General features: G+C 69.2%; 13 protein-coding genes. 11 read left to right on the forward strand and 2 right to left on the reverse strand.

The window, feature by feature from the left end:
- Positions 1–9: 9 nt before the first annotated feature.
- The 5 genes from rpoC to ACT01A_RS20125 all read left to right on the forward strand — a co-directional run bounded on the left by rpoC (position 10) and on the right by ACT01A_RS20125 (position 7947).
- On the forward strand, positions 10–4287 hold the full coding sequence (gene rpoC / locus ACT01A_RS20105; RefSeq protein ID WP_445148878.1) for a DNA-directed RNA polymerase subunit beta': 4278 nt from the start codon (positions 10–12) through the stop codon (positions 4285–4287).
- Positions 4288–4410: 123 nt separating this feature from the next.
- Entirely contained in the window at positions 4411–5103 is a 693-nt protein-coding gene (locus tag ACT01A_RS20110) for a hypothetical protein (protein ID WP_445148879.1), read from the forward strand.
- Position 5104: 1 nt separating this feature from the next.
- Positions 5105–5650 (forward strand): DUF6036 family nucleotidyltransferase, encoded by a 546-nt coding sequence (locus ACT01A_RS20115; RefSeq protein ID WP_445148880.1) that lies wholly within the window; start codon positions 5105–5107, stop codon positions 5648–5650.
- A 123-nt stretch (positions 5651–5773) separates the two neighbouring features.
- Complete coding sequence (locus ACT01A_RS20120) at positions 5774–6883, forward strand: GGDEF domain-containing protein (protein WP_445148881.1); 1110 nt, start codon at positions 5774–5776, stop codon at positions 6881–6883.
- Complete coding sequence (locus ACT01A_RS20125; RefSeq protein WP_445148882.1) at positions 6880–7947, forward strand: GGDEF domain-containing protein; 1068 nt, start codon at positions 6880–6882, stop codon at positions 7945–7947. Before ACT01A_RS20120 ends, ACT01A_RS20125 begins: the two co-directional genes overlap by 4 nt.
- On the opposite strand, the gene ACT01A_RS20130 is transcribed toward ACT01A_RS20125, so the two are convergent.
- A complete protein-coding gene (locus ACT01A_RS20130; protein WP_445148883.1) occupies positions 7944–8462 on the reverse strand; it encodes a hypothetical protein in 519 nt (172 codons plus the stop codon). The genes ACT01A_RS20125 and ACT01A_RS20130 overlap by 4 nt on opposite strands.
- Positions 8463–8630: 168 nt before the next feature.
- Between ACT01A_RS20130 and ACT01A_RS20135 the strand changes: the two genes are divergently transcribed.
- The 4 genes from ACT01A_RS20135 (at position 8631) to ACT01A_RS20150 (ending at position 11455) form a co-directional block, all read left to right on the forward strand.
- Positions 8631–9542 carry a hypothetical protein gene (locus ACT01A_RS20135; protein ID WP_445148884.1) on the forward strand — a complete coding sequence of 304 codons (912 nt, stop codon included), beginning with the start codon at positions 8631–8633 and terminating at the stop codon, positions 9540–9542.
- A gap of 35 nt (positions 9543–9577) precedes the next feature.
- On the forward strand, positions 9578–10099 hold the full coding sequence (locus tag ACT01A_RS20140; protein WP_445148885.1) for a hypothetical protein: 522 nt from the start codon (positions 9578–9580) through the stop codon (positions 10097–10099).
- A gap of 288 nt (positions 10100–10387) precedes the next feature.
- A complete protein-coding gene (locus ACT01A_RS20145) occupies positions 10388–10771 on the forward strand; it encodes a hypothetical protein (RefSeq protein ID WP_445148886.1) in 384 nt (127 codons plus the stop codon).
- Between the two features lie 171 nt (positions 10772–10942).
- Positions 10943–11455, forward strand: coding sequence for a hypothetical protein (locus ACT01A_RS20150; RefSeq protein ID WP_445148887.1), 513 nt, complete (start codon positions 10943–10945; stop codon positions 11453–11455).
- A 13-nt stretch (positions 11456–11468) separates the two neighbouring features.
- Here ACT01A_RS20150 and ACT01A_RS20155 read toward each other — a convergent pair whose 3' ends face one another.
- Entirely contained in the window at positions 11469–12602 is a 1134-nt protein-coding gene (locus tag ACT01A_RS20155; RefSeq protein WP_445148888.1) for a hypothetical protein, read from the reverse strand.
- Between the two features lie 138 nt (positions 12603–12740).
- On the opposite strand from ACT01A_RS20155, the gene ACT01A_RS20160 reads away from it, so the two are divergent.
- On the forward strand, positions 12741–13505 hold the full coding sequence (locus ACT01A_RS20160; RefSeq protein WP_445148889.1) for a class I SAM-dependent methyltransferase: 765 nt from the start codon (positions 12741–12743) through the stop codon (positions 13503–13505).
- Positions 13506–13946: 441 nt separating this feature from the next.
- The gene (locus ACT01A_RS20165) at positions 13947–15326 is read left to right on the forward strand and encodes an aspartate aminotransferase family protein (RefSeq protein ID WP_445148890.1); all 1380 of its coding nucleotides are present in this window, start codon (positions 13947–13949) and stop codon (positions 15324–15326) included.
- Positions 15327–15330: the final 4 nt, after the last annotated feature.

Here is a 15330-nt window from a genome sequence, read left to right on the forward strand (position 1 = left end):
GCAGATCGCATGATCGACATCAACAACTTCGACGCCATCGAGATCGGACTGGCGTCCTCCAAGCAGATCCGCGGCTGGTCCTCGGGCGAGGTCACCAAGCCCGAGACGATCAACTACCGCACGCTCAAGCCCGAGAAGGACGGCCTGTTCTGCGAGCGCATCTTCGGTCCCACCAAGGACTGGGAGTGCTACTGCGGCAAGTACAAGCGCGTCCGCTACAAGGGCATCGTCTGCGAGCGCTGCGGCGTCGAGGTCACGCGGTCCAAGGTGCGCCGTGAGCGCATGGGCCACATCGACCTGGCCGCGCCCGTCTCGCACATCTGGTTCTTCAAGGGCGTCCCGAGCCGCATCGGCTACCTGCTGGACATGGCGCCCAAGGAGCTCGAGAAGATCCTGTACTTCGCCGCGTCGATCGTGACGTGGGTGGACCAGGAGGCGCGCTGGCGCGACCTGCCCAAGCTCGAGGGCGAGATGCAGGAGGAGCTGACCCGCCTGCGCGAGGAGGAGAACGAGCGCGTCGAGGAGCTCCGCAAGAGCCGCGAGGCCCGCATCACGTTCCTTAACACGGGCGAGCAGGGCGACTTCGGCGACGAGGATCACCTCTGGGCCGAGTCGTTGGACATCAACGTCAAGAAGCTCTCCGACGACGAGCGCGAGAAGCTCATCAAGGAGATCCAGAAGACCTTCGCGTCGGACATCGACGACACGCAGGCCTACTACGAGGACGCCCGCGAGCGCCTCAAGGACGTCTGGAAGCTCTTCGCCAACAAGGACGAGCCGGCCGACGAGGCGCCCCAGGAGGGGCAGGACTGGCCGCTGAACACCTACGTCGACAAGGCGGCGGAGAAGGACGACTTCCGCCCCAAGACGATCATCGCCGACGAGACGTTCTTCCGCGAGCTCAAGCACCGCTTTGGGTCGCCGTTCGGCTTCGGCGAGTACTTCGGCGGCGGCATGGGCGCGGAGCACATCCGCACGCTGCTCACCGAGAAGCAGGAGTACGACCGCCTCGCGCCGCCGCGTGAGACGGACGCCGATCGCCTGCCCGGCGACGACCTCGCCCCGCAGGACCAGCCCGGCATCGTGCTCGAGCACGACCGCGAGGACCTCGAGGACCAGGTCAAGAACGGCAAGGGCCAGAAGCAGGCCCGCGCGGTCAAGCGCTTGAAGGTCCTCTCGGCCTTCCTGCATTCCGACAACAAGCCGGAGCACATGGTGCTCGAGGCCGTTCCGGTCATCCCGCCGGAGCTGCGCCCGATGGTCCAGCTGGACGGTGGCCGCTTTGCGACCTCCGACCTCAACGACCTCTACCGCCGCGTCATCAACCGCAACAACCGGCTCAAGCGCCTGCTCGACCTCGGCGCGCCGGAGATCATCGTCAACAACGAGAAGCGCATGCTGCAGGAGGCCGTCGACGCGTTGTTCGACAACGGCCGCCGCGGCCGGCCCGTCACGGGCCCGGGCAACCGTCCGCTGAAGTCGCTCTCGGACATGTTGAAGGGCAAGCAGGGCCGCTTCCGTCAGAACCTGCTGGGCAAGCGCGTGGACTACTCCGGCCGATCGGTGATCGTGTCGGGTCCGTCGCTGCGCCTGCACCAGTGCGGTCTGCCGAAGCTGATGGCGCTGGAGCTGTTCAAGCCGTTCATCATGGCCCAGCTCGTCGAGCGCAAGGCCGCGCAGAACATCAAGGCCGCCAAGAAGATGGTGGACTCGATGATCCCGGAGGTCTGGGACGTCCTGGAGCAGGTCATCCACGAGCACCCGGTGCTCCTGAACCGCGCGCCCACGCTGCACCGCCTCGGCATCCAGGCCTTCGAGCCCGTGCTCGTCGAGGGCAAGGCCATCCAGGTCCACCCGCTCGTCTGCTCCGCGTTCAACGCGGACTTCGACGGCGACCAGATGGCCGTCCACCTCCCGCTGAGCGCCGAGGCGCAGGCGGAGGCCCGGATCCTGATGTTGTCGTCCAACAACATCCTGTCCCCGGCACACGGCGCGCCTTTGGCGACGCCCGCGCAGGACATGGTGCTGGGCACCTTCTACCTCACGCACGGCGAGGACGCCGACGTGCTGGCCGAGAAGCAGACCAAGCTCGCGGCCAACGAGTGGCCGAGCAACGAGCCGCGCCCGAAGGTGTTCCGCACGGCGCAGGAGGCCGAGCTGTCCTACGACAACAAGATCGTGGGCCTGCACGACCTGGCCGAGTACCGCCAGACCAGCCGCGAGGGTGGCCACGTCCTCACGACGGTCGGCCGCATCATCTACAACGACAAGATCGAGCGCGCGCTGGAAGAGGCGCTGGGCGAGGACTACACGCCCGAGCTCTACACCTTCGTCAACCAGGCGATGCGCAAGAAGGACACCGTCAAGCTGATCGACGCGCTCGTGCAGTCGTTCGGCGCCTCGGCGGTGGCCTTGGTGTTGGACGCGTTCAAGGACCTCGGGTTCCACTTCGCGACGCTCGCGGGCATCACGGTGTCCAAGAACGACGTGATCATCCCGCCCCAGAAGGGCGAGATCCTCAAGAAGTACGAGGACGAGGTCGCGGAGATCCACGACCAGTACGACATGGGGCTCATCACGCAGGAAGAGCGCCACGAGCTGGTCGTAGAGAAGTGGACGGAGTGCACCGACACGGTCGCCGACTCCATGCAGGAGAACTTCGATCCCCTGAACCCCATCTTCATGATGGCCAACTCCGGGGCCCGAGGCTCGATCTCCCAGATCCGCCAGCTGGCCGGCATGCGTGGCCTGATGGCCAACCCGAAGGGCGAGATCATCGAGCGCCCGATCAAGGCCAACTTCATGGAAGGCCTGACGGTCCTCGAGTACTTCATCTCGACGCACGGTGCCCGTAAGGGCCTGGCCGACACGGCGCTCCGTACGGCGGACTCGGGGTACCTGACCCGCCGTCTGGTCGACGTGTCCCAGGACGTCATCATCCGCGAGCTCGACTGCGGCACGACCGAGGGCATCGAGCTCCCGGTCTTCGACGCGGGCGGTGAGCCGAACACCAACCTGGTCGGCCGCATCGCGCCGGCCGACATCGGCGGCAAGGGCTCCAAGGCGATCGTCGAGAAGGGCAAGGAGATCGACCGCGCCGAGTTCGCGCTGATCGTCGAGCACTTCCGCGACGAGCACGAGAAGGGCGGCCGCCCGATGGTGCCGGTCCGCTCGGTCCTGAAGTGCGAGGCGACGTCCGGCGTGTGCCAGGCGTGCTACGCCCGCTCGATGGCGACCGGCCAGCTCGCGCAGATCGGTGACGCGGTCGGCATCATCGCCGCGCAGTCGATCGGCGAGCCGGGCACGCAGCTGACGATGCGTACGTTCCACACCGGCGGCGTCGCCGGCGCGGACATCACGCACGGCCTGCCGCGTGTCGTCGAGCTGTTCGAGGCACGTAAGCCGAAGGGCTTGGCGCAGATCGCCGAGCAGGACGGCGTCACGACGCTCGAGGAGACCGACAAGGCCCGGACCGTGGTCGTCACCGACGACACCGGCGAGGAGCACCGCTACACCTTCCCGCGTCGCACGCGGTTGTTGGTGGAGAACGGTCAGCGCGTCCCGGCGGGCACGCAGCTCAACGAGGGCTCGCTGTACCCGCACGACCTGCTGAAGCTCCGCGGCCGGACCGAGACCGAGCAGTACCTGGTCAAGGAAGTCCAGGAGGTCTACAAGTCCCAGGGCGTGGACATCAACGACAAGCACATCGAGCTGATCGTCCGCCAGATGCTCAAGAAGGTCCGCGTGGACCAGAAGGGCGACACGAACTACCTGCCGGGTCAGTTCGTGGACCGCTACGACTTCGCGCGGGTCAACGCCGAGGTCAAGAAGGCCAAGGGCGAGACGGCACAGTTCGAGGAGATCATCCTCGGCATCACGAAGGCGTCGCTGAACACGGACTCCTTCCTCTCGGCGGCCTCCTTCCAGGAGACCACGAAGGTGCTGACGGATGCCGCGCTCGAGGGCAAGAAGGACACGCTCAACGGGCTCAAGGAGAACGTGATCATCGGCAAGCTGATCCCGGCCGCGACCGGGCTGAAGCGTTACCGCCGCATCGAGATCGAGCCCTCCGAGCCGCTCCCGCGTGCCATGGACGAGGTCGGCCTGCTCGACCAGGACGAGATCGCCGCCGAGCTCGGCCTCGGCGACGGTGACGGCCTCGGCGCCTTCGGCGCCGGCTTCGACCAGGACCTCGCGCAGCTCGAGGACATCGGCGCGGGCGGCGACACCGGCTTCGCCGACGAGCTGGCCGAGCTGGACGTGCCGCAGGACGACGGGCAGCAGTAGCTCGCCGCCTCCGCACCACGCTGTTCCGAGAGGGCGCCCTACGGGGCGCCCTCTCGCGTTCTCCACTTCGTCGAAGAGTTTCCATATTTTGTTATTTTTGGAAACTCACGCTACACTGACTTCGTGGGCTTGGTCGAACATCGACAGGAGCTGTTCGAGAACCTGGTGCGCCTCAGGCGGGCCGGGCTTGCGATGCCCGGCAACGAAGATCTGAGCGCGGTACGTCTTTCGCTCGAGCGCGAGCTGGGGGAGACGGTCTCGCGGCGGTTGGCCGCGCGCGCGCTGGGCGTCAGTCATACGGCACTGGAGCGTTGGATCAAGGCTGGAGATCTCCCGGTCGTCTACACCCGTGGTGGGCGTCTCGAGGTGCCGGTACCTGCTCTTCTGGATCTGCGTGACGCCGTCGACGCCGATCGTGCCCAAGGAGATCGGCGCTACGCGCTGGCTCCCGCGATGAGCCGCCAGCGCGAGGCGGCGCGACGTTTGCGTGCCGACGACCTGCAGCCACCACGCGGTGACGACGGCCACGCTCGGGCGCGTGCGCGCAGTCTGGCGTATCACCGGGTCGTGGCTCGGCAGTTGCGCCGGCCGATGGTCGACGAGGCGCGCCACGTCCTGCATCGATGGCGTGCGCAGGGGCGGATCGACGATCACTACGCCGCGCAATGGGAGGCATTGCTGGCTCGCCCAGTGGATGAGATCCGCGAGGCGATCGCCGAAGAGAGTCAGTCCGCCGACGATCTGCGGCAGAACTCGCCTCTTGCTGGTTTGCTCAGCGAGACAGAGCGCAAGCAGATCATCGAGCGGGTGCGCTGACATGCGCCGCCAGGACTTCGAGCACGTGATCGCGGCGGCGGCCAACGTGACCGGGCTCGACGATCTCGTTGTCATCGGTAGCCAAGCGATTCTCGGGACGCACGACGAGGTTCCGTCGGAAATGCGCGAGTCGCTGGAAGCCGATCTGTACCCACGTGACGACCCGCAACGGGCGGACATGATCGACGGTGCGCTCGGAGATGGGTCTAGCTTCCAAGTGACGTTCGGCTACTACGCCCATGGGGTCGGACCAGAGACCGCGAAGGCGCCCGAGGGTTGGGAGGGACGCCTTGTGCCGGTTCCCGTTCCGGCGCGGGTCGCGTCCGACCGGCGTCCGGTCGCATGGTGCCTCGAGCCGCACGATCTCGTGCTCTCGAAATGCGCTGCTGGCCGGCCGCGCGACTGGGACTACGCCCAGGCGGCGTTGCGCGCTGGGATCGTGCGTCTTGACGTGCTGCTCGAACGAACCCCAGACCTGCCGATCCCGCAGGTCGGGCGCGAGCACGTCGAGAAGATGCTGCGGGCGCTGGGCACCACGGACGCCTGAGCTGTCGCCGACGCTGCACGCGTCCGCAATACCGCAGCTGTAGGAGCCTGCGCCTTTTTGTCCGTCTGAGGCCCAAAGCTGCTCAAAAGCTGCACGGATATGCCGACTGTCTGAGCCATGGGGATGACGAGTCCGGTTGCCGAGGAAGGCACCGGCCAGGGGACGCCAGCCCCGGCGACATGGCTGATCGATGAACTGGGTCGGGAGCGGCTGCTCGATATGAGCGGTCGGGTGCGGACGTTGCGCACGTTGACCTTCGTCCTGCAGTTGGCGGTGTTGCTGGGATGCGCTCCTTGGCTCGGATGGTGGACGCCAGCACCGGTGATCGCGGTGGGGCTGGTCTTCGCCGTGTGCGATCGGCGGATGCCGGACAGCACCCGGCCCGAGATCCCGTTCTTGATCGCGTGGATGAGCACGCTCATCGCGATCACGGCGGGCGCGATCCTCATGGACGGCCCGAAGGCGCCGTGCGTGATCTGGTACGGCGTCGCCGTCTCCTCGTTGCCCGGCCGGTTCACGACCCGCGGGATCGTCGCGGGCGTCGCGGTCACGCTCTTCCTGCTCATCGGGATGTCGTTCGTCGACGACGCGCAAGCCGTCCTGGACAACCCCACGCTGGTCACGTTCCCCGCGATGCTGATCATCGGCGTGGCGCTCTTTGGATGGGCACACATGCACTCCGAGGTTGCCCAGCGCGCCGAGGCCGTGATGGACCCGCTCACGCAGATGCTCAACCGCAAGGCCTTGGTCACGCGCGCCGCCGAGCTCGCGCAGCAGACCGCGCTGACCAAGCGGCCCGTCGGCGTCGTCGTTGGCGACCTCGACCACTTCAAGAACGTCAACGACACCGCGGGCCACCAGGTCGGCGACGCGGTTCTGCGCGACGTTGCGTTCCGCTGGCGGCTCAGCCTCCGCGCCTACGAGATGGCCTATCGTCTCGGCGGCGAGGAGTTCCTCGTCCTGCTCCCCGGCGCGACCGTCGACGAGGCCGAGGAGGTCGCCGAGCGCCTGCGCACCGCCATTGGCGCCGCGCCGATCGCCGGCCAGAAGGTGACGATGAGCTTCGGCGTCGCCGCCTCAACCGAGGGAACCGCGTTCGACTTCGACGCGCTTTACGAGGAGGCCGACCTCGCGCTCTACCGCGCCAAGCGAGGCGGCCGCGACCGCGTCTGCGGCGGCCCGGCCGAGGCGCCGCCGGCGCTCGCGCTCGTCCCCGAAACGGAGGCCGCATGACCCCCGCCGTCACCGCGACCGCCACGGCGGCCGGCGCGCTCGACCCGGCCGCCGAGGACACCTGGCTGATCGACCACGCCGTGCGCGCGCGCTTGCAGGAGGTCGACGGCCGCCCGCGGACCGCGCGGCAGATCGTCTTCGCCCTGGAGGCTGTCGTCGTCCTGTCCGCCGTGCCGCAACTCGGCTGGTGGCCGGTGCTCCTGCTGCCGCTCGTCGCTGGCGCGTTCATGCTCGGCGACTGGCTCATGGGCCGCACCGAGCACGCGGAGGTCGTCTACGCGCTGGCGTGGTCGCTGGCGCAGATCGTCGTTGGCGCCACCGCGGTGCTCACCGGCGGGCCCGACTCGCCGTTCTTGATGTGGTTGGGAATTCCGATCGCTGCCGCGATCGGGCGCTTCACGTCACGCGGGTTGGTCGCGGCGGTCGCGTTGACGGTCGCGGTCCTCGCGGGCGCGACCGCGGGCGTCGACGCCCAGCGCGTCGTCGACGCGCCGTGGGTGCTGGCGTTCCCGCTCTCGCTGGTCGCCGGGATCGCGCTGGTCGGCAGCGCGCTGATGCGCTCGGAAGTCGAGCACCGCGCGGACGCGATCGTGGACCCGCTCACGCAGATGCTCAACCGCAAGGCGCTGGCGGCGCGCGGCCGCGAGCTGGAGCTGCAGTCCGAGGTCTCCGGTCGGCCGGTCGGGCTCGTCCTCGGCGACCTCGACCACTTCAAGGCCATCAACGACCGCGACGGCCATCAGGTCGGCGACGCGGTCCTGCGCGAGATCGCCTACCGCTGGCGCACGACGCTGCGCGCCTACGACCTTGCCTACCGCCTCGGCGGCGAGGAGTTCGTGGTCCTCGTGCCGGGCGCGACGCCCGACGAGGCTCGCGGCCTGGCCGAGAAGCTGCGTGAGGCGATCCGGGCCGAGCCGATCGCGGGCCATCCGATCACGATGAGCTTCGGCGTCGCGGTGTCCGGCGCGGCCGGCTTTGACCTCGAAGCGCAGTACTCGCGCGCGGACGCGGCGATGTACGCGGCGAAGGCCAACGGCCGCGACCGCGTCGAGATCGCGGCCTAAGCCGCCGCGCCCAGGCCCTTCGCCCACGCCGCGAGCGTCGCGGCGTGGTCTTCGCGCAGACCGTCGCGCGGCTCGGTCTCCACGAGCAGCGTCGGCGCGCCACGCTCTGCTGCCCAGACGTGGCAGGCGTCGTTGAACGCGTCGTCGATCCACGCCAGCGCGCGGTCGGGTCCGGCAAACGCGTCGATCGCTGCCAGCTTCCAGTGCGCGCGGGCGGACACGTCGGCGCGCGAGCGCTCGAACGTCAGGTGCGGCAGCCCTCTTGGCACCCCGAGCAGGTGCGGGAGGTGCTCGTCGGCCTTCTCCTCCCAGCCGCTGCACCAGGCGAGCTCGAAGGCGCCCTGAAGGGCGAGGAGGTGCTCGGCCGCGCGGGTGGAAAGGAAGTGGGGGATGCCGTCGATGACTGCGAACGCGCCGGGTGGACGCATGTCCATCGGGAAGCCCCAAAGTGAGATCACGCCGTCGATGTCCACCAGCAACAGCGGTTTCGCCTGCATTTTCGGGGTTCTGTCCATCTTCATCCAAACCTTATGCGCGTAGGAACTGGGACCGCTACGCTTTGCGAGGACCGTTTGGGTCAAGCGGTTCGGAGCGTTTGCCGATCTCTGGGGCGAGAGATCGGTGAGCTGGGTGTGAACCCTGCTCGCGCCGCCTGACCTGCCATCGCCCCAAACCACCACCACGTGACGATCCAACTCGGCATTCTCCTGGCGCTTGTCTGCGCCTTCGTTTCGAACCTGGGCTTCTTCTTCAAGCACCGTGGTGCTTGCGAGTGCCCCAAGGTCGACGTCCTCCACCCCTTCCGCACCGCTCGGCAGCTGTACTCGTCGAAGTGGTTCGCGATCGGCATGGGCATCGCCACGACCGCGTGGATCTTCCACGTGGCCGCGCTGGCCCTGGCACCGATCTCGGTCGTCCAGGTCGTCCTTGCGGGCGGCGTCGTGATGATCGGCATCATGGCCCAGCGCCTGTTTGGCGTCGAGGTCGGCAACAAGCAGTGGTGGGGCCTCGCGCTCACCTGCCTGGGCCTGATCCTGCTGGCGATCACCTTCCCGCACAGCACCGAAGGCTCGCACTCGAACTTCAACACGCCCGCGATGATCGCCTTCGAGGCCGGTCTGTTCGGCATCGGCGGCCTGCTGATCATGGGCCCGCGCGTCGGCGCTCCGGCGCACCACCACGGCGTCATGCTCGGCGCCGCGGCGGGCGTCCTCTTCGGCGTCTCGGACGTCGCGATCAAGGCCCTGACCGGCATCGTCGGTGAAGACGGCCTGCTGGCGATGGCCGCTAGCCCGTGGCTGTACGTCACGCTCGCCGCCTCGGTGGCCGCGTTCTTTTCCTCGGCTCGTGGGTTGCAGGACGGCGACGCCGTCTCCGTGATCGCGATCACCGGCACCGCCGCGAACATCACGACGGTCGCGGCCGGGATCATCGTCTTCGGCGACCCGCTGCCGGGCTCCACGCTCGGGATCGTCTTGCAGGCTGTCGCCTTCGTCCTGGTGATCGTCGCCTCGGCGATGACGCCGCCCGCGCGCTCCGCCGACGGCCAGGTCGCCGGCGGCCACGGCTTCACGCCGGCGCCCGCCGCCGCGTAGGACCACCCTTCGCAGATACCGTGGGCGGCGCTTCCATGCGCCGCCTCACGCTTCTCCTCGCGCTCGCCGCCGCCGTCCTCGTCGCCGGCGGCTGCGGCTCCAAGCCGCTTCCGATCCCGTCGCTGCCGACCGGCACGCTGACGCAAGCCCAGTACGAGGACGCCTTCCCGAAGACCGCCCAAGGCCTGGCGGCCAAGTACGACGTCGGCAAGCCGCTGGACGCTGATGCCTCCGCCGCCGACCAGGCGGCCCACGTCGCGGGCCTCCAGCACGTCCTGCGCGACTGGGCGACCCGCCTGGCGCGCCTACAGCCACCTGCAGCCGCCGCCTCCGCCCAGGCTCGTTACATCGCGGGGATCCGCAGCTTCGCCTCCGACCTCGACCGCGCCCGCACGGCGCTGGATCGCGGCGACACCACCGGCGCCAACATGCTCCTCGCCTCCGGCCGCATCGCCTCAGCCGGCACGCGCGCGGACCTCATCGCAGCCCGGCGCGCGTTCCACGCGCTGGGCTACGACCTCGAGGACCTCGACAGCGCGCCGGTCAAGACGGACTAGGGCCGTCCTGTCGTCCTTGCGCGGACCGGTGAGCAGGTCTGCGTGCGAACGCGCTCCGGCCGCGTTCCAACTCCTCGAGCGTTTCACCGCGTCGTGCCGTGCGACCGGTGCGTCGCCTGTCGTCGCGACAGTCATCCAGACTGTTCGCCCGAGGCTCGTCATAGGCAGAACATCAAAAAGCTGAGCGTCGCTGAGCCTGGTTAGAGCCGCGCCGCAGAACGGCACATGTAGAGCGCGACCGTGCACAGCCGCAAAGCAATGTCCATGACAAGCAGGAGGGTCATCAACATGAGTTCTGCATCGAATGCGAAGGCGATCGGGGCGGCAGTATTCGCCGCGCTGGCGGTGGCGGCGATCTACCTCGCCCTGGCGGGGTCGTCGTCGACCACGGCGACGGCGTCGACCAGCGACTACTGCGGCGGGCAGACGATGGGCGCGGGCGCGACCTGCGCCGGCACGGCCCGCAACCTCAACGCGGTGTACGGCTCGGGCGACCAGCACAGCGTCTGCGTTGGCACGGCCGAGACCGGTGGCGCTGGCGCGCCGTGCTCGGGCGGGCCTTCGCCTGACGGCGTCTACGCGTCGTTCGGCAGCTACGCCACGCGTACGCCGCTGATCCGGAACAACGGCGGCAGCGCCAACACCGTCCACGGGACGGCGTTCCAGCCCTAGGCAGGGACCGGGACGGGCGGCGTCGCCTCGCGACGCCGCCCGCCGGATCCACGACACGAGAGCGAGGTGGGGGCGATGGTGCTTCGAAGTGGGCTGGTGCTGATGGCGACGGTGGTGGCGATTCTGGCTCTGCGAGGCCCGATCGCCGGGAAGCGGGACGTCGGTGGTCCAGTGCCCGCGGCGCAGAAAGCAACGACCTGGGCGCGGCTGCAGGCCGACGCGCGACCGGAAGACGCGCAGGCGGCCCGCGTGGCGCTGCACGAGCGGTTCGCACTCTGGCGCGGGCGGCCCGAGCGGATGCCGCGCGTGCTGGAGCGCAAGGTCCTGGCGACGCTCGGCGCGCCGGCTGGGACGCGCTTCACCGACGTTCAGCGTGGACGGACACCGCGGGGAGACGTCTGGGCGGTCAGGGGTGGAGCGATCGCGTGCGTCATCCAGGACGGCCCTGGAGCCGTCGTGTGCCTACCCGCGGCGCGCGTGGCGCGCGAGGGCCTGATGCTCGGCGTCTATCGGACGGGACGAAACGGGGCGGCAACCCGCTTCCGCGCCCTCGGGATCGTCCCGGACGGGACCGGCACGGTCCGGTTCGACGTCGGCGGCGCGGCGCGGAGCGTGCCGGTCAGCGGCAACGCCTACGGCGCGACCGCGCACCACCCGATCCTGCCCGCGGCCGCGGCACGATGATCCCGAAGACGGGCTAGGGCCCGAACGCGCCGTACGTGCGGATGCCGGTGATGCCAGTGCTGCCGTCGTAGACCGTGTAGCCGACCGACAGGCACGTCGACGGGCACGAGATGCCGGCCAGCAACGCGTCTGAGGTGCCGTGTGGACGCGGGACCGACTGCAGCGCCCAAGTTGAGCCGTTCCAGCCCGCCACCAGCGGCTGCGTCGTGCCGGAGACCGTCGTCCAGCCGACCGTCTCGCACGCGCTCGTGCCCGAGCAGGAGAGGTCAAAGAGCTGCGGGTCGGTCGCGCCGCCGCCAGGAGTGGGGAAGGACTGCAGCGACCATGACGTCCCGTTCCAGCTCTCGGCCAGCGGGCGCTGTACCGAGGAGCTGTCGTTGTAGATGCCGACGGCCTGGCAGTTGCTGGCCGACGGGCAGGCGACGCCGCTGAGCGCCGAGCCCACCGCTCCGGCGGGGATCGCGGCGGACCCGGTCGTCCACGAGCTGCCGTCCCAGGAGATGGCCAGCGCCTTGCGCGGCTGGCCATCGGTCTCGATGAAGCCGACCGACCAGCACGACGACGCCGACGTGCAGGTGATGCCGGCCAGCTTGCCCGCGTGGGTGTCGACGGGCAACGACAGCGACTGGATCGACCAGCTGGTCCCGTTCCAGACCTCCATCAGCGGCAAGTCGTCCGTGCCGTTGTTGTAGTAGCCGGCGGCGAAGCAAAGCGTCGAGGACGGGCAAGCGACACGGTAGAGGTCGGAGTAGGTCGCGCCGCTCGGCGTCGCCGTGGTCGAGCTGCCGAAGCTCGAGCCGTTCCAGGACTCGGCGTGCGGCACGAAAGTCCCGGAGCTGTAGGCGTGGCCGACCGCGAAGCAGATCGTCGGCCCGCAGGTGGCGCCGAACAGCTCCGCCGTGGTGGAGACCGGAGTCTGCTGCGCGAACGACGTGCCGTCCCAGGTCCCGGCCAGCGCGGAGGACGAGGCGCCCGACTGGCGGCCGACGAGCAGGCAAGTCGAGATCGTCACGCAGTGCACGCCCGTGAGCAGGCTGGTGTTGGGGAGCACAGAGGTCGGCGGGACCGTCCACGTCGCGGTAGCCGAGGAGGCGGTGAAGGCCGCGAGCGCGGCAATGACCGCCAGTGATCCGAGCGTGAACCGCATGCCGCGCATGGCTAAACCAGCCTTCCGAGAGTGATGACTACACACTGCTAAGCGATTGTGCGCAGCGTGGACCTGTGCGGATGGTTACGTCAAGGGCGGCGGGTTGCCCGGTGGCAGGACGGGTGGGAGGATTCGACGATGGCTGCGCAGGACGTCACACCGCGCTACGACGCGATCGGGCAGGGCTATGCCGCCAGGCGGCGGGAGGATCCGGAGCTGAAGGCGCGGATCGAGGCGGCGCTGGGCGAAGCCAAGACGGTGGTGAACGTCGGCGCGGGCGCGGGGTCGTATGAGCCGCGGGATCGGCATGTTGTCGCGGTTGAGCCGAGTGATGTGATGGCGGCGCAGCGCGGGCCGGAGCGGGTGCCGGCGATCCGGGCGGGCGCGGGCGCGCTGCCGTTGCGCGACAACTCGGTCGACGCGGCGATGGCGATCATGACCATCCACCATTGGGATGCCGATGCGCAGCGGGGCGTACGGGAGCTGCGGCGGGTCGCGCGCGGGCCGGTCGTGATCTCGACGTTCGATCCCGGAGTAAGCGGCGCGATGTGGCTGATGGCCGACTACCTCACCGAGGTCGCGGAGATGGACCGGCGGATCTGCCCGGCGCCGGAGACGATCGCGGCGTGGCTCGGCGGGGCGGAGGTGGAGGTCGTCCCGGTCGCGCGGGACACGCCCGATCAGACGCTGCTCTCCTTCTGGGCGCACCCCGAGCGCGTGCTGGACGCCGACGCGCGGGCGGCGACGAGCGGGTTCGCCCGCCAGCCGCGCGAGGTCGTCGAGCGTGTGGTGCGCGACGTCGAGCGCGATCTCGCTTCGGGCGTGTGGGACGAGCGTCACGGCCACCTGCGGCAGCTCGACGCCTACGACGCCGGGCTGCGGCTGATCATCGCGCCCGGCTAGGCCGCTTCGGCGGTAGGTGCCTTGACCCCGGCGCCTGGCGCTTCGTCGCTCGCGGCCGCCGCAGCACCTGTCCCCGGCCGCACGATGCGCGGGAACAGCTCCGCGTCGCAGTACGGGCACAGCGAGGCCGTGCTGTGCGGGATCACCGCATAGCTCGTCAGGCCGCAGCTCGGACAGGAGACATTGGGCACGCGCCCTTAAGTACGGCCAGCGCGCCGAGTTGTGACAACGGACGGGTTGGTCGGACGACGCCCGTAGCCTGATCAGGGGGTCCGGCGCCGTGCCAGGAGGCATTGCACCGGTTAGACGATGTGGCAGAAGCATTGGCCGATCTTGGGCCAGCGTGGCAGGCGGACTCGCGGGAGCCTCCCGGCCTGGGTACCGTTGTCCACCGCGACGGCGTACCTGCCAGATCGGACAACGGGAAAAGGGAGAGCGTCGATGGCGACCACCGCCGAGACGAGCAACGCCGAGCTCCAGGAGCTCGCTCGCAAGCATCTGTGGATGCACTTCAGCCGCATGGGCGCCTACCAGGACGGCGCCGAGGTGCCCATCATCACGCGTGGCGACGGCTGCTACGTCTGGGACCAGCACGGCAAGAAGTACCTCGACGGCCTCAGCTCGCTGTTCTGCACGAACATCGGCCACGGCCGCGCCGATGTGGCGCAGGCGGGTGCCGATCAGGCGAAGGAGCTCGGCTTCTTCACCAACTGGAGCTACGCGCACCCGCGCGCCATCGAGCTGGCCGCCAAGATCGCCGAGCTGACGCCGGGCGACCTGAACCGCGTGTTCTTCACCAGCGGCGGCTCGGAGGCGGTCGAGTCCGCGCTGAAGCTCGCTCGCCAGTACCACAAGCTGCGCGGCAACGGGACCAAGTACAAGGTCATCGCGCGCGAGACGGCCTACCACGGCACGACGATGGGCTGCCTGATGGCGACCGGCATCGCCAGCCTGCGGGCGCCCTACGAGCCGCTGCCGGCGGGCGGCTGCCACGTCCCCAACACCAACACCTACCGGTTGGCCGAAGGCCACAAGGCCGAGGAGCTGGTGGAGGCGATTGCCCACCGCATCGAATTCGAAGGCCCGGAGACGGTCAGCGCGATCATCCTCGAGCCGGTCCAGAACGCCGGCGGCTGCTTCGTCCCGCCGGAGGGCTACTTCGAGCGCGTGCGTGAGATCGCCGACTACTACGACATCCTCTTCATCTCCGACGAGGTCATCTGCTCGTGGGGCCGCCTCGGCGAGTGGTTCGGCGCCCAGCGCTTCAACTACCAGCCCGACATCATCACGACGGCCAAGGGCATCACCTCGGCCTACGCCCCGATGGGCGCGGTCATCGCCTCCGAGAAGGTCTTCGAGCCGTTCTCGCACGGCACGACAACGTTCACCCACGGCATCACGTTCGGCGGCCACCCGGTGGCGGCGGCGGTGTCGCTGGCCAACATCGCGGTCTTCGAGGACGAGGACATCCTCGGCAACGTGCGCGCCAACGAGCCCGCGTTCCGCGGCATGCTCGACGGCCTGCGCGACATCCCGATCGTCGGCGACGTGCGCGGTGCCGGGTACTTCCACGCGATCGAGCTGGTCAAGAACCAGGAGACCAAGGAGTCGTTCTCCGACGCGGAATCCGAGTCGCTGCTGCGCGGCTACCTCTCCTCGGAGCTGTTCGAGCGCGGGCTCATCTGCCGCGCCGACGACCGCGGCGACCCGGTGATCATGCTGTCGCCCCCGCTCATCGCCGGCCCCGAGCAGTTCGCGGAGATCGAAGGCGTCCTGCGCCCGGTCCTCGAAGAGGCCTCGCGCCGGATGAACGTCGGGTAGGCGG

The organism is Baekduia sp. Peel2402, from assembly GCF_052567285.1.